This is a genomic window from Macellibacteroides fermentans (genome assembly GCF_013409575.1).
GTDB lineage: Bacteria > Bacteroidota > Bacteroidia > Bacteroidales > Tannerellaceae > Macellibacteroides > Macellibacteroides fermentans.
The window spans coordinates 1-23499 of record NZ_JACCCY010000008.1 but is presented as its reverse complement, the minus strand read 5'-3'; the positions used below and the strand labels follow the sequence as shown (position 1 = coordinate 23499).

The window sequence follows — 23499 nt, the reverse complement described above, 5'->3', positions numbered from 1 at the left end:
CGAAAAAAATTATCTACCGGCTGAGATCTTGGGGTAAGGAAACCTGTTTTGAGAGGACGCATTTTATAATCTTAAAATGTCACCGCTATTGAAATACTATATTTCTTAATCTTTATCTGACTTTTCACATAAAACATCAAAGGTACTTGTTGTAATTATAAGAATAACTATCTTTGTCACACAACCCATTAGTAATCATTTCTGTTTTCAGAATGAGCGCATATAAATTGGAAACTCAACTTTTAAAGAATAAAATTATATAGATAATTTATTCAGTAGAGAATCTCATAATAATCGTTAATGAGGTTAAGTGACTGAAAATAGGGCCTTGTTTATAGGATAAAATCATAAACACTAAATATAATTATTAATAATGCGAATCAGTAGTTGAAATCACTTGCTGATTCATTTAGTTAAAATGTTGTTATACAGTTTATTATTACATTAAAATATTTCTTAATCTCCCTGGAAATCAGTATCTTAGAAGAATAAAACCACTCATTTTTCTAATTATGATTCCCAAGGAGAAAGAACTTAAGCTTATAAAAATATATATGTATATCTGCGATATCTATGAGTCTTCACTGAAATTTTGTTGTCAGAGATTCAGTAATAATGCAACTCCTATCTTCACCGACCAGGAACTGCTTACTGTATACCTGTTCTGTGGAGCTTATCAACGCTACTTCAGTATCAAAGAGATACATACATTCACTAAAGAATATTTGCTTTCTTGGTTTCCTTGTCTACCTTCTTATCAGACGTTCAATTATCGATTGAACCTGTTAAGTGAGGCAATTAATGAACTCGTAAAGCATCTCATTACATCCTTTAAACCAGAAGATTGCGACAATATGACATCACTGATCGATTCCATGCCAATTGTTACCTGCAAAGGAAAGAATAAAACAGGAAAAGTGGCTACAGAAATTGCAACAAAAGGCTACTGCTCTACCAAAAATATGTACTACTTTGGTTTGAAACTCCACACGTTAGCTTTCAGAAGGAAAGGAACTATTCCATTCCCTGAGATGTTGATACTTTCATCTGCGGCAGAGAACGATTTGACGGTACTTAAAACAGAAGCAGCAGACAGCCTGACCAATAGAAGTATCTTTGCCGATAAAATCTACTCCGATTTCTCTTTTTGGGGAGAAAAACACAGGGAAATAGGTCTGGATATGCTAACTCCCGTAAAAGCTATTAAGGCTGAAGAGCCCGTAATTACTCAAAGAGAGAAAGCCCACAGAGACTTATTTTCGACGGCTGTTTCTAAAGTCAGACAACCCATAGAGTCTTTCTTCAACTGGTTGAATGAGAAAACAAATATTCAAAGAGCGATGAAGGTCAGATCAACATCTGGACTTCTTATACATACGATGGGGAAAATAGCCATCGCATTCATTTATCTAATTGTTTAAAACAAATGAATCAATGTCAAATACTGATTCGCATTAATAAATAATATGGGTTACCCAATAGAAAAAAAACTTGTTGTTGGAATATCATCTAATGCATTATTCGACTTACGAAAAGAAGATGAAATTTTTGAAAACGAAGGTTTAGAAGCGTACCGACAATATCAAAATGAGCATAAAGCTGACATTTTAAATACAGGAGTCGCATATCCTTTTATTAAGCGTTTTCTTCGTATTAATGATGTTTATAATGTAGAAAAACCTGTTGAGGTCGTTTTATTATCTAGAAATAGTCCAGAAACGGGTGTACGTATTTTCAACTCAATTAGACAATATGAGTTAAATATCACAAGAGCTGCTTTTATGTCTGGAAGTTCTGCTGTTAAATATATTCCAGCATTTAACATTTCATTATTTCTTGCAACAAATGAAAATGATGTAAAAGAAGCAATTAAAGCGAATTTGCCTGCGGGAAGAATCTTACAAAATGAAATTCATGATGATGAAACTTTTGAACTTAGAGTTGCTTTTGACTTTGATGGAGTTATAGCAAATGACGAAGCAGAAAAAATTTATAAACAAAATGGTATTCAAAAATACCATGAATATGAAAAAGAACATAGTTCTGAAGAATTAGAAGCTGGACCATTAGCCGACTTTTTTACCAAATTAGCTTTTTTTCAGAGATTAGAAACAACCCATAGACAAAAGAATAAAGATTATCAAAGAATACTCAAAACAGCAATTGTAACTGCACGTAATGCTCCTGCTCACGAAAGAGCTATTAATACATTAAATAAGTGGGGCGTTGAAGTTGATGAAATGTTTCTATTAGGTGGAGTCGATAAATCAAGGATATTAGAAGTAATGAAGCCTCATTTATATTTTGATGATCAGATGATTCATTTAGATCAAACCTCAATTAAAAACATCCCATTAGTTCATATCCCGTTTGGTATTGCCAATGAAGATATTTAGTTAATAAGAAAGTAAAAACGGAGAAAGATTGGAGGAGACAATTAATAGTTAGAAAGAAAAACAGCTCTGAATTACTGTAAAAATATTACATACGAGCAAATTAATTACGCTTATTTTCACCCTAACACTCTAATTCTTATAGTTGAGAAGACTTCCCTCCTTCTAAAGTAGCATTTAAAAACTTTATTAACAAGGCTCCAATGGCTCTATCTTTTATTGCGAGGAGTTTATAACTGCGAAATTGTACTAACGCCTTTTCTCACATTACCAGATACTCTTGACTGTTTGCATATATATTGCAATGTAAATTGTTTTATATAACAATAAATAATTGACATATTTTGCAATTGGAATCCATCCTTTTTACAACTGATAAAATATATTATTTATTATTTTACTATTTTATGCGAATAGTTCTCCAATAAATGTATATTTGCTTTTGAATACATTGATTTTCTGGATTATAAATTGGTGATGCTTATTTTGTAAACGTGATTCTTGGTACTGAAGTAATGGTATTAAATAACAGAATAAAAAATTCAGCGTATGAAAATTATGATTAAAACATGCCTCCTGCTATTGGTGGGATTTATCTGCTTTTCTTGTACAATATCAAGGCCTATTGCTGTGGTTCCATCGGATAATAACACTACTTACAAAGTGGATTATTTATTTGAACATGATGGCTGTAAAGTGTACCGTTTTTATGACAAAGGTAATTATGTGTATTTTACAAACTGTAACGGTGAAGCGATCGCTATCGAAAACGATAGTACGGAGACAAGAATTACAAACACTACTAAAGTAAAGACCCCAACCATACGACAAACCTATTTTGAATGAGATATCATTCTATAATACTCCCCAAAACCTGGACCACTTGTGAAGTCGAATAAAAAGGGTTTAATTTGAATCAAAAAAGAGTATTTTAGAGATGGGGAAAAGAACACATTACACGGCCGAATTTAAGGCCAAGGTTGCTATTTCAGCCTTAAAGGAACAAGAAACGCTAAGTGAGTTGGTTCATCGCTTTGGAGTAAGTGCCATGACGATCAGTAAATGGAAACAAGAGTTTTTAAATGGCAGCAGCAAGGTTTTTGAGGGTGCTCGATCAGCTGAAAAAGAGGACAGTGAGGAGGAAATTCAAAAACTACATGCTACGATCGGCCGCCTGACCGTCGAACGGGATTTTTTAGCAGATGCCTGCAAGAGAGCCGGTCTAAAAAAGAAATGAGACAACTTGTAAATCCCAGGCATAAAGAGCTCAGCGTTCGTTCACAAACGGAATTATTGGAAATACCAAGAAGTACACTGTATTACAAACCGATAGGAGAAAGTCCTGAAAATTTGGAAATAATGCAAAAGATGGATAAGCACCATATTGAACATCCCACTTGTGGCGTGTTGGGGATGCAGGATATGCTTCGTTTAAATGGATTTCAGATAAACCACAAACGAATCCGACGATTGATGCGCTTGATGAATATCCGGGTCAAATATCCTCAAAAAAGCTTGAGTAATCCGGGTGCCCGCAAGTACATCCTCCCTTATCTGCTTCGGGGACTTGATATTGTAAAGACAAATCAGGTGTGGTCCATAGATATCAGTTACATTCCTATGAAACAGGGGTTTATGTATCTAACAGCCATCATGGATGTGCAAAGCCGCTACATTGTGGGCTGGAGCTTATCCAACACACTTGAGAAAAGTGTTTGCCTGGATCTGGTTGAAGAGTCGATCAGAAAGTATGGTGCACCGGAAATCATCAACTCCGACCAGGGTGTTCAATTTACCAATCCGTCTTGGATCGAAACGCTTAAAGAAAATGGTATTAAAATAAGCATGGATGGAAAAGGACGTGCCAAGGATAATATCTGGATTGAACGATTTTGGCGCACGATCAAACAAGAGTATGTATATTTGAATCCGTGTGATGACGGACTGGAGCTTTATAAGGGAATCAGGAAATATATGCAATATTACAACTACAACCGGGCGCATCAGGGGATAGGAAGACAAATTCCCGGTGTGGTGTATAAAACGGTTGCCTGAGCGTTCTTTTCTTTTAAATGCAAAGAAAAGGTATGCTCCGATTCTTGAAAGGCTAAAATGAACAACCCTTCGCTAAAGCTACGGGTTGGCCTTGCATGAATCTACTCATACCTTAAAAAAGCATTGAAAAGAAAAAAACGAATAAAAATATTAAAAGGCCTTCATATAGGTAAAAGGCTGATCAAGTGGTCGAAAAAGAGGGAGTACTATATTCATAAAGTCGATTTTTAGCTCATTAATGAATTAGATTTCATTCATTAATGAGGTTTTAATTTATAGGATGGCAATAGGCAAAACATTGCTATCTATTAAATCATAATAAAATAAATCACCCCCAGTCACGCAAGTTAGCTGTGTAACAGGAGGTGATTTATTTTATTACGTTAGGAACCTAGGTAGATCAGAACAGGCTCCAGGCTACGGTTAGGCCGGCCATTACGATGGCTACCATGCTCATAAGCTTGATAAGGATGTTTAGACTTGGGCCGGATGTGTCTTTAAATGGATCGCCTACAGTGTCGCCTACTACAGTGGCTTTGTGTACATCTCCGCCTTTACCGCCCAAGTTGTCTTCTTCTACGTATTTCTTGGCATTGTCCCACGCGCCACCGGCATTAGCCATAAAGATAGCTAGTACAAAGCCGGAGCTTAGTCCGCCGATAAGCAGTCCGATCACACCGGTTACCCCAAAGATAAGTCCGGTTACGATGGGTGCGATGATGGCCAGCAGGGAGGGGAATATCATCTCGTGCTGTGCGCCTTTGGTGGAGATCTCTACGCAGCGGGCATAATCGGGTTCGCCTTCGCCGGTAAGGATTCCTTTAATTTCGCGGAACTGACGGCGTACCTCTTCTACCATGTGTCCGGCAGCGCGACCCACAGCATTCATGGTGAGTCCGCAGAACAGGAAGGCCATCATAGAACCCAGGAACATACCAGCCAGCACCTTGGGATTCATCAGGGTTACATCATAGTAGTACATAAAGTCGGTGAAGGTTGCCTTGTGGATGGGGATCTCGCGTCCGTCGGCAAAATTGAGTACAGTCTGACCAATGCGGATAAGTCCTATCTTGATTTCTTCAATATAGGAGGCAAGCAAGGCCAGTCCGGTTAATGCAGCCGATCCGATGGCAAAGCCTTTTCCGGTGGCAGCGGTGGTGTTACCCAGTGAATCCAGAGCATCGGTACGTTTACGCACCTCTTTACCCAATCCGCACATCTCGGCATTACCTCCGGCATTGTCGGCAATAGGTCCGTAAGCGTCGGTAGCCAGGGTGATACCCAGCGTAGACAACATACCGACTGCAGCGATACCGATACCGTAAAGTCCCATGGAAGCGTTGGCAAAGTCGAAGCCCGAAGCAAACAGGTACGAGAGGATGATCCCCGTGGCAACGGCCACAACGGGAATGGCGGTAGATATCATTCCTAATCCGATACCCGAAATGATAACCGTAGCCGGACCGGTTTTACCGGCTTCCGAAATACGCTGGGTGGGACGGTAGGACTGGGATGTATAGTATTCCGTAGACTGTCCGATAATAATACCAACCAGCAGACCGGTGATAACGGAACAGGCTACCCAGAACCAGTTTTCGAGCTGCAGCATATATAAGATACCGAAGGTGGAAATGGCAATCAGCACCGAGCTGAGATTGGTTCCCACGGCCAGCGAACGTAACAAATTCTTAATGGTGGCATTCTCATTAGTACGTACCGCAAAGATACCCAGGATAGAGAGCACAATACCCACCGCCGCAATAAGCATCGGGGCGATAACCGCCTTGTATTGCATTTCTACATTACCGGTGGCCACATAGGCTGCTGCACCCAAGGCGGCGGTAGCCAGGATAGAACCGCAGTAAGATTCGTACAAGTCGGCACCCATACCGGCAACGTCACCCACATTGTCGCCCACATTGTCGGCTATGGTAGCCGGGTTACGCGGATCGTCTTCGGGGATACCGGCTTCCACCTTCCCTACCAGGTCGGCTCCCACATCGGCAGCCTTGGTATAGATACCACCACCCACACGGGCAAACAGGGCCTGGGTGGAGGCTCCCATACCGAAGGTAAGCATGGTGGTTGTGATGATGGAGAGTTTGTGCGTAGGGTCCATAGCTTCGGCAGGAATCACCGAATTAAGCAGAACGTACCAGAAAGAGATGTCCAGCAAGCCCAGACCAACAACCACGAGTCCCATTACGGCACCGCTACGGAAGGCGATCTGCAACCCTTTATTGAGTGATGTGCGGGCTGCATTTGCCGTTCTGGCAGAGGCATACGTTGCTGTTTTCATTCCTAAGAAACCGGCCAATCCGGAAAAGAAACCTCCGGTAAGGAAGGCAACGGGTACCCACTCGTTCTGCACCCCGAAGCCAAAGGCCATAATAGCAAATAAAATAACAAGAACCACAAATACAGAAGCAACAACCTTGTATTGCTGCTTCAGATAAGACATTGCTCCTTCACGTACGTGAGATGCAATTTTCGCCATCATTTCAGTACCTTCGCTTTCCTTCATCATCTGTTTGTAGAAGAAAAATGCCAAAGAAAGAGCCAACAGAGAGGCGATGGGCACAATCCAGAAAATAGGTGTTATCATTTCTACTAGAATTTAAGTTTAACTCTGTAAAAGTAGATAAAAAAGAATGTAACTATACCTATTTTCCGGAGAAAAAAATGATGCAAATTATAATTTACTTTTTCTGAGCCTTAATGAATTAGAGATTACCGATACGGAGCTGAAACTCATGGCGGCGGCGGCAATCATGGGTGAAAGCAGCAGACCGAATACGGGGTACAGCACTCCGGCGGCAACGGGTATACCAAGGGCATTGTAGAAGAAGGCAAAGAAGAGGTTCTGCTTTATATTCTTCATCACAAGCGCGCTTAGTTTCCGGGCCTTCACAATACCCATCAGGTCGCCTTTCAAAAGGGTGATTCCGGCACTTTCGATAGCTACATCGGTTCCGGTTCCCATGGCGATGCCGATGTTGGCCTGGGCCAGTGCGGGGGCGTCGTTGATGCCGTCGCCAGCCATGGCTACCACTTTACCCTGTGCCTGCAGCTGTTTGATATACGACAGCTTGTCTTCGGGCAGACAACCGGCCTTGAACGAATCGAGGTGCAAGGCATCGGCCACGGATTTGGCAGTATTATGATTGTCACCGGTAAGCATCACCACCTCTACTCCCTCCGATTGCAACAGGCGGATGGCCTCCCTACTGGTGCTTTTTACAGGGTCAGAGATGGAGATAAAGGCAGCCGACTGCCCCTCCATCGCGAAGTAGGATACGGTTTTGCCCTGCAGCTGTTCCTCTTCCACCTTCTGTCTCCAGGTGTCGGGAACGGCTATTTGCATCGACTCCATCAGTACGGCATTGCCCAGAGTCAGGCGTTTGCCGTCTACCGTCCCCACCAGTCCTTTGCCTGTAAGGGATTCGAAACCGGTAACGGTTCCCGGCTGCAGGTTCTGCTCCTTTGCATAGGTTCCGATGGCCTGGGCCAACGGGTGTTCGCTGTGGCTGTTCAACGAGGCCATGTAATATACTAACTGCGCAGGATCGAAGCCGTCGAAAGCCACCACCTTTTCCACCGAGGGTTTACCCTGGGTAAGAGTGCCGGTCTTGTCCGTTATCAGCACATCCATACGGTTGAGCTTCTCCAGCGACTCGGCATTTTTAATAAGGACTCCCTGCTGGGCCCCCTTACCTACCCCAACCATTACGGCCATAGGCGTTGCCAGTCCCAAAGCACAGGGGCAGGCAATGATAAGTACCGCCAGGGCATTCACAAAGGCGTATACGTAGGAGGGCTGCGGACCGGCAACCGCCCATACGATAAAGGTGATAACGGAGACGATGAACACGACTGGCACAAAGTATCCGGCTATCTTATCGGCCAGGTTCTGGATGGGTGCCCGTGAACGGCTGGCTGTACGTACCATCTCAATGATCTGTGAAAGCAGGGTTTCAGAGCCTACCTTTTCGGCCTGCATCAGGAAGGAACGGGTACTGTTTATGGTACCGGCACTCACCCGGCTACCTGTGGATTTATCCACCGGAACAGGTTCGCCGGTAATCATGGACTCATCCACCACCGCCTGGCCTTCGGTTATTATGCCATCCACCGGGATCTTCTCGCCCGGCTTCACCCGCAGGATATCGCCTTTCTTTATCTGATCCACCGGAATCACAGTGCCATCTGCGAGGGTAGCTTCCGTAGGCGCCAGTTTAAGCAGGGCCTTGATGGCGCTGGTGGTCTGCTTGTGTGCACGGGCTTCCAGCAACTGACCGAGCAATACCAATGTGAGGATTACCGTGGTGGATTCGAAATAGAGGTGCACCGTTCCACCATGGCCGGTAAACTGATGAGGGAACAGGTCCGGTGCTAATAGCCCAACCAGACTGAAGATAAAGGCGGCTCCGGCACCCAGACCGATAAGGGTGAACATATTGAGATTCCAACTTTTTACCGACACCCAGGCTCTTTGGAAAAACATCCATGCAGCATAGAACACCACCGGCAACGAGAGAGCAAACTGCAGCCAGTTGTTCAATGTATGAGGCAACACCGATGATACGGGTCTGCCGGGAAGCATATCGCCCATGGAGAGTACAAAAATAGGGATGGTAAAGAGTAACGCGATCTTGAATTTCCTTTTTAAGGAGGTATAGGAGCTGTCCTCCTCGTCGTCACCAGCGGTAACAGCCGCCACTAAGTCCATACCGCACACTTTGCAGCTGCCCGGCTCGTTGTACATTTTATCTCCCTCGCACTGCATGGGGCAGTAATAGATACCTTCGCTGCTGCTGGAGACGGTCTTCTCCGGATAGGTGTGCGAATGGGTATGTCCGCTGCAGCAGGCAGGGGGCATGCCGTTTTCGTCCAACTCAGTCTCCGACAGTTCATAATGTCCTATCTCGCGCAGGGCTTGTTGCAGTTGGGATAACTCAATCTCTTTATCGGCAGTCACAGTTGCCAGCGGCGGATCCAAAGTGACATTTACCGTTGCACCGTCCACCGTATTAAGGGCCTTCTCCACCCTTGTGCGGCAACCGTTGCAACTCATTCCTGTAACCAGATACGTATGTTTCATAATCTTCTCTTTTTTATTGCAAATATCCGATGCAAAGAGGGAATCTGCGTTATACAATTATGGAAACGATTTGTATAGTTTCAGAGTTCGTCCAGGGGACGGCGTTTATTTTCCTTGAGTTGTTTGTAGTGTGTAGGGGTCAGACCCGTAACCTGCTTAAACTGCTTGCTTACGTGTGAAACACTGCTATAGTGCAACATATCGGCAATTTCGCTGAGTGACAGCTCGTCGTACACAAGCAACTCCTTCACCCGTTCTATTTTCTGGGCGATGTAGTAATGTTCGATGGTGGTATTCTCGATCTGAGCAAACAGGTTGCTGAGTGATGAATAGTCGGACCGCAGTGCATCAGAAAGGTAATCGGACAGGTTGGACCTAAGTTCGTTGTTTTTCTGATAAACCAGCTCCGTAATAAGATTCTTTATCTTCTCGATGATACGGCTCCGCTTGTCGTCTATCAGCGAAAAGCCCAGCGCGGCGAGCCGTTCATTCAGGCTCACTTTCTCTGCTTCAGTCAGCTCTCCTTCCAGCTCAACCTCGCCTAACCCTACGTGCAGAGGGTTGAAGCCGGCCTTTTCCAACTCCGACCGCACCACCATGATGCAGCGGTTGCAGACCATATTTCGTATATAAAGTTTCATATCATCCGGATTATAGCTAATAAACAGAAAGGAGGCCTTAACTGTTCAGCACCCTTTTGCCTCGAAGCACCACCTTATGTCCGTTTTCGGCATACCATACCCCTCCGATGATAAGCAACGCTCCTATAATTACGAACATCGTAATCTTTTCATCCAGCACGACGGCAGCCGTTAGCATGGTGATAAAAGGAAGCAGGTAGATGTAATTATTGGTGGTTATCGGGCCCAGGTTCTTGATGGCCACACTCCACATTACGTAGCACAGCGAAGAGGCTATCACTCCCAGAAACAACAGATTGGCCGCAACTTCGGGTATCAGAAGGGTTTTGAGCGGTGCTCCGAAAGGCTGAAACAGGAAGTAAGGCGATAAGGTGAGCAGTCCGTACAGAAAGAGTTTACGGGTGATAAACAGCACGTTGTATCGTCCGCTGATGTGACGTATCAAGATGGAATAAACCGCCCAACTGAAGGCGGCTCCAAAGGTGAGCAGGTCGCCCAGCGGATTGAGCTTGAGGATAAAATTACCGTTAAACACCACCAGGGCAACTCCGGCAAGGGATAGTATGGATCCGGCAAGGATATAACGACTCAGCCGGACACCTTTCATAAACAGATGAGCCAGCATAGCCGTAAGCAACGGAACCGTTGCACAGATTAGTCCCACGTTGGTAGCCTGTGTGTACTCCAACGCCGTATTTTCAAGCAGGAAGTACAACGTACCCCCAAAAAAGCCGATGGAAAGAAAAGAGAGTTCGTCTTTCACGCTTTTAATACGGTGGGTGCGTGGATACAATATCCACAAAAAGAGGTAGGCTATTATAAAACGGTACAGCATTATTTGTGCCGGTGTAAGACCGTAATGCAATAAGACTTTGGAAGACACCAGGGTTGTACCCCAGACTATGGATGTTACACCTGCCATGAGGTGCGACATTTTTATCTCTTTATTTATCATTGTAGAGGAACTGCAACTTCATATAATGCTACAAAAGTAGTTAAAACAACTTTACCTACAGCAGTTTCCTCGAAATAAAAGAAAGGATACCCATCGTAAGACAGGTATCCTCCTTCGTGCTATCTGATTGTTAGCTAATCGTTATCTGATTGCTATTCGTTTAATCTGATTGTTATCCTATTGAGATCCGTTGCAATTCAGTTGGCTTGTAATCCGATCTTTATCCGATTGTTAAAGCAATCAGGCCTTCTTCCATTCGGTTTCGATACCTTGCGAACGGATAAAATCCTGAAATTCTTTTAACATGGATGCGTTTTCGCGTACGTTACGTGGTGTGACTTTCTTATCCAGCGAATAAGATACCAGCATTCCCACTGCCTCGCCGATACTCCATTCTACTGGATGCAGACGGAAACAACCGTTGGTTATATGGGTGGTACCGATATTTTTGTTGGCCGGAAGCAAGTTCTTCATGCGAACCGGGATAAGTGATCCTAAAGGTATCTGGAAAGGCAACGAACCGAAATCGAGGTAGTTCTCTCCATCGCTGCTGGGGTGAAGATCGATGTGGTAATACCCTACCCCTACGCTGTCGTAGAAAGGTGCAGACGTGAGTCCGGTAGTCTGCCCCGTAACCTTAGCACGGTTTTCGGCACCTACGTGTTCTTCCAACACGGTAAACAAAGCCTTGATACGTCTTGCTTCGCGAATATAGGGATACTTTGCCAGTCCGTCGTCTGTACCCATTATATCCTTACGCAATCGCACACCCGGCCAACCCTTGCCCCCGTCGGGACGCGGAGCCTCGGTCTGCAGCCAGTATAACAGCGAAAGACTCTGCTGTTTGGCTCTGTACACATGTTTGTTGAACACCTCTTCGCTTACGTCTACAATATCACCCAGTACATAATCGTTCTGCGGCCAGTTAACAATGGTTATATCTCCTTTGTAGAAGCCCGGAACAAAATTCTCACGGTTTATTATCTTGCGGTAGTTCCATAAATTCAACATACTGCCCATCTGTCGACCGTCAGGGTGGAAACCCAGCTCTTTAGGTTTCAGCGTACGCGGATCCGAATAGTGCAACCCTATCATCTTACCAGACCATGGAATTCTCATCTTGGGAACAAACTCCTTCCAAAAGTCGTATTCGGCCGGCTTTTTGATGGTCCAATCTTCTCCCGGTGCATAGTCTATGGCAAAACACATGGTAAACGCCTGGTTGTTCTTGGGGTTTGCCTTGTCCGGAGCATGCAGCTCGTTGGTCTGTGCCTTCGATTCGGTACCCGTAACGTACTCGGTACCCGTAAGTGGCAGCAGGTCGCCCAACTCGGTGGCATCCACAAAATAGGATCCGGAAAGTGTTACGGTCTGCTTGTTGCGGAGGTTCTTCACATTTACGGAACGCACCTCATCCTTTTCCACAGTAGCATTCACTACTTTGTGCTCCGTAAGCAGAACCAGCTTCTGCGCACTTATATAAGGTGCCATCATCTCCATAAGTACGCTTACTGCCACCTGGGGTTCGTGACAGAGCTTAGACACAGATCCGGAACCCGGATTGAGGTACTGAACAGCCTTAGCCTGCTCTGTGAGCGGATAGTTCTTTTTATAATACGCACGGATGGCTGTTCTGAAGTCGCGGTAAAGCTGAGGGGCGCCATGTGTTTCAATCCACATGTGCTCGTCGGGTGGAACGCCCTGTTGCGTAAGCTGTCCGCCTACCCAATCGGTCTCTTCGGTAAGCACTACTGTAAGGTTGTTGCGTAAAGCCGAAAAAGCAGCAGCACAACCTCCCAGACCGGCACCTATTATCACTACATCGGCAGTAAGCTTCTGGTCCGACTCCTCTCGTTTAATACGTTTTGTCTGTTGATTCTCCGGAACAGAAAACCCCATCAAAGAAGATGTGGCAAGTGCTCCTCCTCCCATGGTAAGACGTTCAATAAAATTTCTACGATCCATATTAATTATTTTAAATCATAAGGAAAACAAATGAATTCCGACAAAGCATCGTTTTGTCAGTCATATAATAATAGGATCAAATAGGGGAGAAATTCTTTATAATATCCGTATCACGTGCCCCCACGAAAGAGAGTAAGGCGTACGGCTAGGTTTCGGCAACAAACATAGGGTATAAATTTGAAAAAAACAAATAATCGGTATTTTTAATTTACACTTCTTTTATAAATACCGAAGCTGGTAGTTATTGGAAGCACCTCTTTTAAACAGAAACACTTTTAACACAATTACTCTTCTAAGAATAACCGAGCTATCCGTTAGAAGCTCTTTTTTTTATCTTTGAATATAACGTGTTCTAATAGCAAGACGGTGAGGGTTCCCATTACGAATCCATTCCCAAGAATAGGTCTGATAAGCGGAGGTAATTCTGCAAGGGCCTGTTCAGGGGCAAAGGAGATTACAAGGGCAACCATGAGCGGAAAACCGATAATCAGACCGCTGTTGAAGGAAGAAACCGATTTCTCACGAGCCATCATCTGTAGGGCAGCCGTAAGCTGCGAACCCATAAGATACAACAAAATGGTTCCCAGAATAACCTCCGGAATAGCACTGATAAAAACCAGCCACGAAGGCATGAAGGCTATCATGATTAGTCCCACTCCGGCAGGGATCAGCGGAAACCTGGAGGCACAACCGGTGGCTGCTATTACACCGGGACTTAAGGAGTAGTCCACCGGACCGATCACTCCGAGCAATCCCGACAGTGAATTAAATAGTCCTGTTACCGAGATGCCTCTCCTGCTCCGTTCATTCAGCTTATCGGCTTTGATCTGTTGTCCAACCGATTGAATGGAGCCTAGTTCATTTACAATCAGCGCCATATAGCAGAAAAGAAAAGAGAGTAACACCCCGCCGTCAAGCTGGAAGCTAAAATCAAACCAATCGGCCGAAAACGCAGACACAGAGCCGATCTCCGCAGGAAACAGTGGACCTTTTGCCAGGAAGCAGACCGCCGTACCGACAACCAATCCCATAAAAACCACCATCGACCGCCACATTCCCGGAAGCCGGTTGTTAAGGTAGATCATAACCAGCGAAAGCGAAAGGGCCAATATAAAATTAAAAAGCACATCGGTTGTGCGGCCAAACAACATGCGTACGATGACGGGCGACAAGGTGAAGGCGATCAATGCAAGGATAACAGTCACAATACGGGGAGTGAAAACCGACTGAACTTTATCGAACATCCCACTTATACCCAAACCGAACAACAAAGCACCTCCCAATACGATGGCTGTATTTACGGCATCGGCATGAGCTGCAGTAGCCGAAATAATCCCCACCAACAACACCGAAGCCGGTCCCATCACCAAAGGCAGACGATGCCCCCACAGCATCTGGATAATAAGTCCCCCTCCCACTGTGGCAACTAATTTTTGGATGTAAAGAATCTGCTGGGCTGCCCCCTCCTGATTCATCGAGGCAGTTACCGCACCTAATATAATGATGGATGGAATGGATATCACCAACCACTGTAAACCGTACAGCAGCAAGGGAAATAAAGGCATCCTGTCGTTCAATCCGTAGTTCATACACGTTCGTTTCGTAAATTTACAAGGCTAAAGATAACGAATTTCCCTAATCAGTATCATTATTTTAATTTATCTTTACCGGCAAACTTTTAAACATACCGATATGAATATGAAAAAAACGACACTCTTTTTGTTGGGCATACTCTTTTCGCTGGGTATATCTGCACAAACTCCCTTCTATTTTATTCAGCTTACCGATCCTCAGTTCGGGATGATCAACAAAAACGCCTCATTCGATAAGGAGACTGCCTTGATGGAAAAGGCTGTTAAACAAATAAACAAACTCAATCCGGGCTTTGTAGTTGTGACGGGCGATTTGGTAAACGAAGGCAACAATGCCGATCAAATAAAAGAATTTAAACGCATCCTTGCCACTCTGCGCAAAGATATTCCCGTATACCTGACTCCCGGAAACCATGATGTTGGTCAGCAGCCCACCTCCGCCTCTCTTGCTGGTTACATAGACACCTACGGTTACGATTGTTTCTCGTTCCAGATGAACGGTACCTGCTTTATAGGCATCAACACCCAAATTATCTGGGCAGACGTAAAAGAGGCAGAACAATCCCAACTTGTGTGGCTTACCAAAGTATTGGAGAATTCACAAAAATGCACCCACCGCATATTGTTTGGTCACCATCCTGTTTTTGTGCACTCGGCAGATGAAGCCGATAAGTACGATAACTTCCCGTTGGCTAAACGCAACGATTACCTCAATCTGTTCAACCGGTTCAATGTAAGCGACCAGTTTGCCGGCCACCTTCACTATAACTCCAATGGTCAACACGGCAACTTCCGTATAACCGGCACTAGTGCTGTGGGGATGCAGATTGGAAAGGAGAAATCCGGATTGCGTATCGTGAAGGTGTATCCCGACAAGGTAGAATCCACTTACTATCCGCTGGACGAAGTGCCTGCTATTGTGGAGCTGTAGTTTTATTATAACTATAGGTTGTTACGATGATTCCCGGCTAAGCATCCTAAAACCCGACCGCAGGCAAAATACATCCAAATAGATACTGAAATGCATTTTTTGGTATCTATTTTACATTAATACTTGCATATGTATTTGCTTTCTTCTATTTTTACCAATCAACAATCACTCTAATATTAAACAGATGAGCTTTAAATTTGCCGTTCCTTTATATGCTAAGATATTGATTGGGATGCTGGCTGGTGTACTGATAGGCATCGCAGCCCTCACATTTCAGCAAACCGGATTCGTAAATAACTGGGTACGTCCGTGGGGACAAGTATTTATCCGTTTGCTGCAACTCATTGCCGTTCCTCTGGTATTTGTTTCGCTGGTTAAAGGAGTGATTGGATTGTCGGATATCGGTAAATTCTCTCGCATCGGTATCCGCACGATTATTCTCTACCTGCTCACTACAGCCTTTGCTGTAACCGTAGGTATGTCGCTGGGACTCGTTGTTCGTCCGGGGCAGTTCGTTGACCGCCAAACGGTTGTTTCCATGCAGGAGAATTACAAATCTGTTGTGGAACAGAAAAAGGCCGAAGCAGATACAATGAAGAACAGTGGTCCCCTCTCCTTCCTCGAGGAGGTGGTTCCGGATAACTTCGTGGCTGCAACAAGTGATAACAGAAAGATGCTGCAGGTAATCTTCTTCGCTGTTCTTTTCGGGATAGCTGCCCTGTGCATCGAGAGAACAAAGATTGTCCCGGTTGAACAGCTGTTCGATTCGCTGTATCATATTCTATTGAAGGTAATCGACTTTGTGATTATGTTCGCTCCCTATGGAGTTACGGCTCTTATGGCAGGACTGGTTATCGATTTTTCGGGAAACCTCAGTATGTTCGGGGCGTTGGCGGTTTATGCGATAACCGTAGTAGGCGGACTCTTGTTTCTTATAAGTGTGTTCTATCCCACACTTATCTATCTGTTTACCAAAATGAAGCCCAACTTCTTTATCAAGACGATGTATCCGGTGCAGCTGTTTGCCTTTACAACCAGCTCGAGCGCCGCTACGTTGCCGCTCAATTTGGAGACTACCGAAAACAAGCTGGGAGTTTCTAACGAGGTTACCTCTTTTGTACTTCCGGTGGGAGCAACAATTAACATGGACGGAACAAGCTGTTATCAGGCAATAGCCGTTTTGTTTATCGCCCAGGTGATAGGCATAGACCTTACGCTTATGCAGCTGTTTACGATTATATTAATGACGATCATCTCTTCCATAGGAACGCCCAGCATTCCAGGAGGCAGCTATGTTATCCTTACCATGGTGCTGGCATCTGTGGGTATTCCTCCCGAAGGGCTGGCTCTAATTCTGGGTATTGACAGACCGCTGGATATGCTCCGCACGGCAGTAAACGTAACCGGAGATGCTACTGTAGCAGCCATTGTAGACACCCAGAATAACAAACAAATTTCATAAAAAAGGAAGAAAGAGCCTGATCCGGAACTATTACTGCCCCGGATTTGTTGCTTTACAAATACAAATGCCGTACAGAATGAAAACAAATATAGCCGATATACGCAGAGATTACACCAAAGGTGGACTACGAAGAAGGGATTTGAACGAAAATCCATTGGATCAGTTCCGTAAATGGCTGGACGAAGCCATCTCCTCTAGAGTAGACGAACCTACAGCCGTGCTGATTGGCACCGTATCTCCCGAAGGAAGACCTTCCACCCGTTGTGTGCTGCTTAAAGAGTTGCGCGACGGACAGTTTGTATTCTATACCAACTACGAAAGCCGCAAAGGGAGTCACCTGGCCAATAATCCATACATCTCCCTCACCTTTCTCTGGCATCAGCTGGAGAGACAGGTTCATGTAGAAGGGATTGCCCAGAAGGTTTCACCACAGGAGTCGGATGCCTACTTCAGGACTCGCCCTTATAAGAGCCGAATTGGAGCCCGTGTATCGCCTCAAAGTCATCCTATACCCAACCGGGGTGTAATAGTAAAATCGTTTATGCAGGAGTCACTTCGCTATATCGGTCGCGAAGTTGAAAGACCAGCCAACTGGGGTGGTTATGCCGTAACGCCGCACCGAATTGAATTCTGGCAAGGTCGCGAAAGCCGCCTCCACGACCGGTTTCTTTATACTCTGCAAGCAGACAATACATGGACCATAGAACGACTTGCACCATAACAAGACAAATACAATTAAAAAGATTATTATACAGGTTAAAACCTGTCCTGCTAAAGGTTGATTACTCAAAATCAATCTTTAGCATATAGAGCAAACTATCCTGACAAATAACATCATATCTATCTAAAAAACATAACACAACCACCCCATTGATTAAAACGAATCTGTTTCAAAAAATATTTAAATAATTTTGTGTATTTCTTTAAAATTATTTGCACATTTGTCCTATTAATTACCGTTTAAAACCGTTAATCGCAGTTCCCTATTCTTTTTTTTGATCATATACGAGTGTAAACGCTATGTGGATTTATTTAATTATTACTGTGTTGCTTTTAGTTGCAGAGCTTATTTATTTTAAAATAGCAGATCAACTGAAGCTGGTAGTACGTCCGGAACAAAAGAATTTTCAGCAACGTACCACCTGGCGCGGAGGGGGTGTGATATTTTATATGGCTGCTCTTATTTACTGTATATGGTATGGCTTTCCTTACCCTTGGTTCTTTGCAGGTTTGACTGTTGCAGCTATTACAGGATTTGCCAACGATATGCATCCCCTTAAGGAATGGAAGCGTAAGCTACTCATTTCTAGCGGATTACTCCTCATGTTTATGGAATTAGGTCTATTTACTGACTATCCGCTGTGGTATATAATACCGGCTTTAGTTGTATGTGTTGCAGTTATAAATTCGTACCGTAACATGAATAAAATAAACGGTATCACCGGAGCCTACAGCTTTGTTGTTATTATAATTCTGGCCTATCTGAACCAAAAATTCACCCCATTTACTGATCAACGTTTCCTGTATATTATTTTACTATCTATTATTATCTTTAGTTTCTTTAATTTCAGATATAAAGCGGTTAGTTTCTCCGGAATGGTGGGTTCTGCATCCATTGGTCTTATCGTACTGTTTTTGGTCGGTAAATTGATTTTGGAAACTCAGGATATAAGCCATTTGGTGCTACTGCTCGTATACGGAATGGATACTCTTTTATCTGCCATTCATGGATTGATAAGGCATCGGAAAAAGGGTTGTCCCCATTTTCAGTACGTGTACCAGATCATTGTTTACAAGCTGAATTTTCCACAAATCTTTGTATCGGCAATCTATGCTGCTGCACAAGCTATCATATTTGCCGGTTATGAACTGTTTTATCCCTACCGATGGTGGTATCTGGGCATTGTAATTCTGTTGCTTACGGTTGCATATATTACGTTTATCCGCAAACATTGCAATCTGATTCATCATACACATAAATAAAAAGAGGCACCTTGTTGAAGTGCCTCTTTTTATTTATTGATGAAATTTATGCATTATAAATCAGGTAGACTGTATAGGCTACATAACATAATACAAAGAAAGCTCCTTCGGTCCGGTTGATGGTACGCTTGGCAAAAAAGAGCCCAAAAAACCACATCAGGATACTTGCACCTACAAGCACCAGCAGATCGATGTTAGTGATACCTATAATATTCATGGGTGTGATTGCCGAACTACAGCCCAGAATAAAGAAGACGTTAAATAAACAACTACCTATTACATTCCCAATTGCAATTTCCGGATTCTTCTTTAGAGCAGCTACAATAGAGGTGGCCAGTTCTGGCAGCGAAGTTCCTAATGCTACCAGGGTAAGACCAATTACAGACTCACTCACCCCCAATGAACGGGCAATGTTTATGGCTCCATCTACAAAAAGCTGACCGCCATAGACCAACCCACACAATCCTCCGATTATAAATAGTACAGATTTAAGCATGGGCATCTGCTTTATGTTATTCTCCTCGTCGGTTGCCTGAGATTTACCATCCAGCGCTATGGCAAAAGTATAAGACAGGAAAATCAGGAAAAAACAGAGCAATAGTATCCCATCCGTTGTACTTAAGATGTTGGAAGCGCCCTTATCAAGCAGCACATCATTTGCAATCACCAGCAGCACTACAGACGACAATATGCAAAGGGGTATCTCTTTCCGAAGTGTGTTGCGCGTAATTACGATAGGTGCCACCAGGGAAGTACAACCAACGATAAACAGAATATTAAAGATATTGCTTCCCACCACGTTCCCGATCGCAATGTCCGAACTTCCTTTCATTGCAGACGATATGCTGACCGTTAGCTCGGGCGTGGAAGTTCCAAAGGCAACAATAGTAAGACCAATTACAATGGATGGAATATTGAACCGCTTGGCAATGGAAGCAGCCCCATCTGTAAGTCCGTTTGCCCCAAGTAGAATAAGGAGTAATCCTCCGATAAGTAGTAGTATGTCCATAAACTTTTCAAATTTTATGCAAATATATAGAAAGTTCAGATAATAATTTATTTTGCCTGCTCAACAATGATCGCAAATAGTTGGCCGAGAATAAATATATATTAATTTTGTAGTTCACATAATACACCTATTTAATCGTATGCAAAAGAACTACCGGATTTTAATCATTTTATTTGCAGCAATTACTGGAACCCTGTTTTTTCAAAGCTGCAGCAAAGACGATAACCCTATCGACGAACCCGCAAAAGAAGTTGTACCCAAAGAGACTCAAAAAGTTACGCAGTTTGCAATCGATGTGCTGCAGGATGTATACCTGTGGAGCTCTACAATCAAATCAGTAGATGTTACTAAAATAAAGGATCCGGTAGCTATGGTGGACAGTATCAGGTACTCGGCCGACCGATGGACTTCCCTTACGGATGATGCAAAGGGTCTTACAGATAGCTTTGCAGGCGAAGGTACCTCTTACGGATATTCTCTGGGAGTCTATCTTTTCTCAAATACATCTAATCAATGCTTTGCGGTGGTACAGTTCGTATATCCGGGTACACCTGCCGAAAAAGCAGGAATGAAAAGAGGCGATTTGATTTTACAAATGAACAGAACCGATATAACCACAAGTAATTATTATGATTTGTTCTATTCTTCGTCGGTCACCCTCGGGATGGCCGCATTAAACGGGAATGTAATTAGTCTGAATAATAAAACCATATCGCTTACGGCCGTCTCCATGTATCAGGAACCGGTCAATACTTACAAGGTGATTAACAAAGGAAGCAGTAAGATAGGTTATCTCTTTTATACGGATTACACCCTTAAATCCCACGAAAAGCTGCTGGAAGTATTGCAGTCTTTTAAAGCCTCCGGGGTTACGGATGTGATTTTAGACCTGCGTTATAATCTGGGTGGATATTCCCTCACCTCGCAGATATTGAGCAGTATGCTTGCACCGGCTTCGGTTGTGTCGGGAAAACAGATATTCCTGAAACAAATCTGGAACGATGACTATACGGCTTATTGGAAAAAACAGGGTGAAGATCTGGATGAATACTTTTCCTACACCTATAACTACGAAGATGAGGATAGTAAAAAGGTAAATCTCTCGGTAGAAAGTGCAAACCTGAACCTCAGCAGATTGTTCGTACTGGTATCGGGAAATACGGCATCAGCCTCCGAAGCTACCATAACGGGACTTTCTCCCTATATCAAGGTGACTACCATCGGCGAACAGACTGCCGGAAAGTACTGTGGCGGTATTGTATTCACTCCGGATGATATATACGAAACTCCGGATGCCGCACTAAAGAATTGGGGCATTTACACCATGGTGTACCGGTACGCCGACAAAAACGGAAATACGGCCTGTATGCCGGACGGCTTTAAACCGGATTATGAAGTGGCGGACGATCCTTTCGACAGATACGCTATGGGCGACGAAGCCGAGCCTCTGCTAGCCAAAGCTATTCAGCTCATCACCGGCGAATCGGTTACCACCAAGGCTGCTGTAAGTCTGTTCAGACCTAAATCGGTAGACAAAGCCATCAGTCGGAAGGGAGCGCTCAACAATAAGCTGATCGAGCTTCCGGGCAGATACAAACTCAATAAAGAGAATCAGTCTCCGGCCAGATAATAAACATCTGCTGATGCCTGCCCCCGGGTGCCCATTGCGTAAATAAGACGATTGTTGTACATTTGTGCAATCATGTTGATCCATATTACACATACGTCCATTCCGAATCTGAAAAGAATGGATCAAACGTCAATTTACATACAATGAAAAGATTAAAATTAATTTTTATGGGGTTATATGCTGCAGCACTTTCAGCATTGGGGCAAAGTCCGGCTTCGCAAGTGCTTCATCTGGATAAAGGGTGGAGCTTCTCTGAAGGGGGAAAAGACAAGTGGCAAGAGGCAACTGTGCCAGGTACGGTGCATCAGGACTTATTACGTCTGAAGCTTCTGCCCGATCCTTTTTTCGGGACTAACGAACAGCAGGTTCAGTGGGTGGAAGACAAAGACTGGGAGTATCGCACCTCCTTCACCCTTACGCAGGAGCAGGTTGCCCATAGCGGTGCATTGCTCGAATTTAAAGGGTTGGACACCTATGCGGATGTATATCTGAACGGGTCTCTTATCCTGAAAGCCGAAAATATGTTTGTAGGTTACGAAGTACCGGTGAAAGAGGTGCTCCGCGCAGGCGAAAACAGATTGAATATTTACTTCTATTCGCCCATAAACAAGACGCTCCCTCAATGGGACAGCAACGGGTTCGATTATCCAGCCGATAATGATCACCACGACAAGCACACCAGTGTGTTTACCAGAAAGGCTCCGTACCATTACGGTTGGGACTGGGGAATCCGGATGGTAGGCTGTGGAGTATGGCGTCCAATCGAATTGAAGTTGTTCGAAGTGGCCGACATCAAGGATTACTACGTCCGTCAGCTTTCAATCAGCCGCAACAAGGCCGAAATCTCCAATGAGCTGGAGGTGTACTCCATCGAAGACACAGACACCCAGGCCGAGGTTGTATTTACCTGTTCGCTGAAGGGACAGGAGGTAATGGTCAACAAAGTACCGGTAGTGCTTACTCCGGGCAAGAATCTGGTAAAATCTGATATGACTATCCTCAACCCCTCTTTATGGATGCCTCACGGTTGGGGCGAGGCAACCTTGTACGATTTTAAGACAGAAGTGCGCAAGGCAGGCGGACAGGTGATTGACCAGGTAAGCTGCCGCAGCGGACTTCGTACCGTACGGGTGGTAAATGAGGAGGACAAAGATGGTAAATCGTTTTACTTCGAGGTAAACGGTATTCCGTTGTTTGCCAAAGGTGCCAACTATATTCCAAGCGATATTATCCTTAACAATGTGAAGGAAGAGGACTATCGCAGGTTGTTCCGCAACGTGAAGGCGGCCAACATGAACATGATCCGCATCTGGGGAGGAGGTATCTACGAAGAAGATTACTTCTACCAGTTGGCCGACGAGAACGGGATATTGGTGTGGCAGGACTTTATGTTCGCCTGTACAAGCTATCCTTCAGATCCGGCCTTCTTAAACCTGGTTGAACAGGAGGCGCATTACAACATACGCCGTTTACGTAATCATGCCAGCATTGCCATGTGGTGCGGAAACAATGAAATCATTGAGGCCATCAAATACTGGGGCTGGGATAAGAAATTCAGTAAAGAGGTACACCAGGGTATGTTTACGGGATACAACAAGCTGTTCCGCACGTTGCTGCCCAACAAGGTGAAGGAGCTGGATCCCGACCGCTTCTATCTGCATAGTTCGCCGGATTCGGCCAACTGGGGCAGACCCGAATCCTGGGGCTGGGGCGACAGTCATTACTGGGGTGTATGGTATGGCGTTCAGCCCTTCGAAGTATTGGATACCCGTCTGCCACGCT

18 protein-coding genes are annotated in these 23499 nt (G+C 44.3%); 11 read left to right on the top strand and 7 right to left on the bottom strand.

Annotated features, from left to right (window positions below; translation table 11 throughout):
• The first annotated feature begins 512 nt into the window (after positions 1 to 512).
• The 5 genes from F5613_RS16030 to F5613_RS16010 all read left to right on the top strand — a co-directional run bounded on the left by F5613_RS16030 (position 513) and on the right by F5613_RS16010 (position 4448).
• Positions 513 to 1421, top strand: a complete 909-nt coding sequence (locus F5613_RS16030; protein ID WP_246303365.1) for a transposase — start codon at positions 513 to 515, stop codon at positions 1419 to 1421.
• A 45-nt stretch (positions 1422 to 1466) separates the two neighbouring features.
• On the top strand, positions 1467 to 2396 hold the full coding sequence (locus F5613_RS16025) for a 5'-nucleotidase (protein WP_179400506.1): 930 nt from the start codon (positions 1467 to 1469) through the stop codon (positions 2394 to 2396).
• Positions 2397 to 2942: 546 nt separating this feature from the next.
• Positions 2943 to 3239: a DUF4884 domain-containing protein gene (locus F5613_RS16020; protein ID WP_179400505.1), complete on the top strand. Its 297-nt coding sequence runs from the start codon at positions 2943 to 2945 to the stop codon at positions 3237 to 3239.
• 91 nt (positions 3240 to 3330) lie between these two features.
• Entirely contained in the window at positions 3331 to 3630 is a 300-nt protein-coding gene (locus tag F5613_RS16015) for a transposase (RefSeq protein ID WP_179399000.1), read from the top strand.
• Positions 3627 to 4448, top strand: coding sequence for an IS3 family transposase (locus F5613_RS16010; protein ID WP_068187386.1), 822 nt, complete (start codon positions 3627 to 3629; stop codon positions 4446 to 4448). Before F5613_RS16015 ends, F5613_RS16010 begins: the two co-directional genes overlap by 4 nt.
• A 400-nt stretch (positions 4449 to 4848) precedes the next feature.
• Here the strand turns inward: F5613_RS16010 and F5613_RS16005 are convergent, their stop codons facing one another.
• The 6 genes from F5613_RS16005 to F5613_RS15980 all read right to left on the bottom strand — a co-directional run bounded on the left by F5613_RS16005 (position 4849) and on the right by F5613_RS15980 (position 14699).
• Positions 4849 to 7053: a sodium-translocating pyrophosphatase gene (locus F5613_RS16005; protein ID WP_179400504.1), complete on the bottom strand. Its 2205-nt coding sequence runs from the start codon at positions 7051 to 7053 to the stop codon at positions 4849 to 4851.
• 87 nt (positions 7054 to 7140) lie between these two features.
• On the bottom strand, positions 7141 to 9549 hold the full coding sequence (locus F5613_RS16000) for a heavy metal translocating P-type ATPase (RefSeq protein ID WP_179400503.1): 2409 nt from the start codon (positions 9547 to 9549) through the stop codon (positions 7141 to 7143).
• Positions 9550 to 9629: 80 nt separating this feature from the next.
• A complete protein-coding gene (locus F5613_RS15995; protein ID WP_179400502.1) occupies positions 9630 to 10190 on the bottom strand; it encodes a helix-turn-helix domain-containing protein in 561 nt (186 codons plus the stop codon).
• Between the two features lie 37 nt (positions 10191 to 10227).
• Positions 10228 to 11112, bottom strand: a complete 885-nt coding sequence (locus F5613_RS15990; protein ID WP_217697224.1) for a DMT family transporter — start codon at positions 11110 to 11112, stop codon at positions 10228 to 10230.
• Between the two features lie 273 nt (positions 11113 to 11385).
• Complete coding sequence (locus F5613_RS15985; protein WP_179400501.1) at positions 11386 to 13110, bottom strand: FAD-dependent oxidoreductase; 1725 nt, start codon at positions 13108 to 13110, stop codon at positions 11386 to 11388.
• Between the two features lie 314 nt (positions 13111 to 13424).
• Positions 13425 to 14699 (bottom strand): uracil-xanthine permease family protein, encoded by a 1275-nt coding sequence (locus F5613_RS15980; RefSeq protein WP_179400500.1) that lies wholly within the window; start codon positions 14697 to 14699, stop codon positions 13425 to 13427.
• A gap of 103 nt (positions 14700 to 14802) precedes the next feature.
• Here F5613_RS15980 and F5613_RS15975 point away from each other — a divergent pair, with 103 nt between their 5' ends.
• The 4 genes from F5613_RS15975 to F5613_RS15960 all read left to right on the top strand — a co-directional run bounded on the left by F5613_RS15975 (position 14803) and on the right by F5613_RS15960 (position 19078).
• Complete coding sequence (locus F5613_RS15975; RefSeq protein WP_246303448.1) at positions 14803 to 15633, top strand: metallophosphoesterase; 831 nt, start codon at positions 14803 to 14805, stop codon at positions 15631 to 15633.
• Positions 15634 to 15817: 184 nt separating this feature from the next.
• The gene (locus tag F5613_RS15970) at positions 15818 to 17095 is read left to right on the top strand and encodes a dicarboxylate/amino acid:cation symporter (protein ID WP_179400498.1); all 1278 of its coding nucleotides are present in this window, start codon (positions 15818 to 15820) and stop codon (positions 17093 to 17095) included.
• A 76-nt stretch (positions 17096 to 17171) separates the two neighbouring features.
• On the top strand, positions 17172 to 17816 hold the full coding sequence (gene pdxH, locus F5613_RS15965; RefSeq protein ID WP_179400497.1) for a pyridoxamine 5'-phosphate oxidase: 645 nt from the start codon (positions 17172 to 17174) through the stop codon (positions 17814 to 17816).
• Between the two features lie 299 nt (positions 17817 to 18115).
• Positions 18116 to 19078 (top strand): UDP-GlcNAc--UDP-phosphate GlcNAc-1-phosphate transferase, encoded by a 963-nt coding sequence (locus F5613_RS15960; RefSeq protein ID WP_179400496.1) that lies wholly within the window; start codon positions 18116 to 18118, stop codon positions 19076 to 19078.
• Positions 19079 to 19124: 46 nt separating this feature from the next.
• Here F5613_RS15960 and F5613_RS15955 read toward each other — a convergent pair whose 3' ends face one another.
• Positions 19125 to 20087 (bottom strand): calcium/sodium antiporter, encoded by a 963-nt coding sequence (locus F5613_RS15955; protein WP_179400495.1) that lies wholly within the window; start codon positions 20085 to 20087, stop codon positions 19125 to 19127.
• A 139-nt stretch (positions 20088 to 20226) separates the two neighbouring features.
• Between F5613_RS15955 and F5613_RS15950 the strand changes: the two genes are divergently transcribed.
• Positions 20227 to 21717 (top strand): S41 family peptidase, encoded by a 1491-nt coding sequence (locus F5613_RS15950; RefSeq protein WP_179400494.1) that lies wholly within the window; start codon positions 20227 to 20229, stop codon positions 21715 to 21717.
• A gap of 167 nt (positions 21718 to 21884) precedes the next feature.
• A partial coding sequence (locus F5613_RS15945; protein WP_394353479.1) for a glycoside hydrolase family 2 protein occupies positions 21885 to 23499 on the top strand: 1615 nt, incomplete at its 3' end.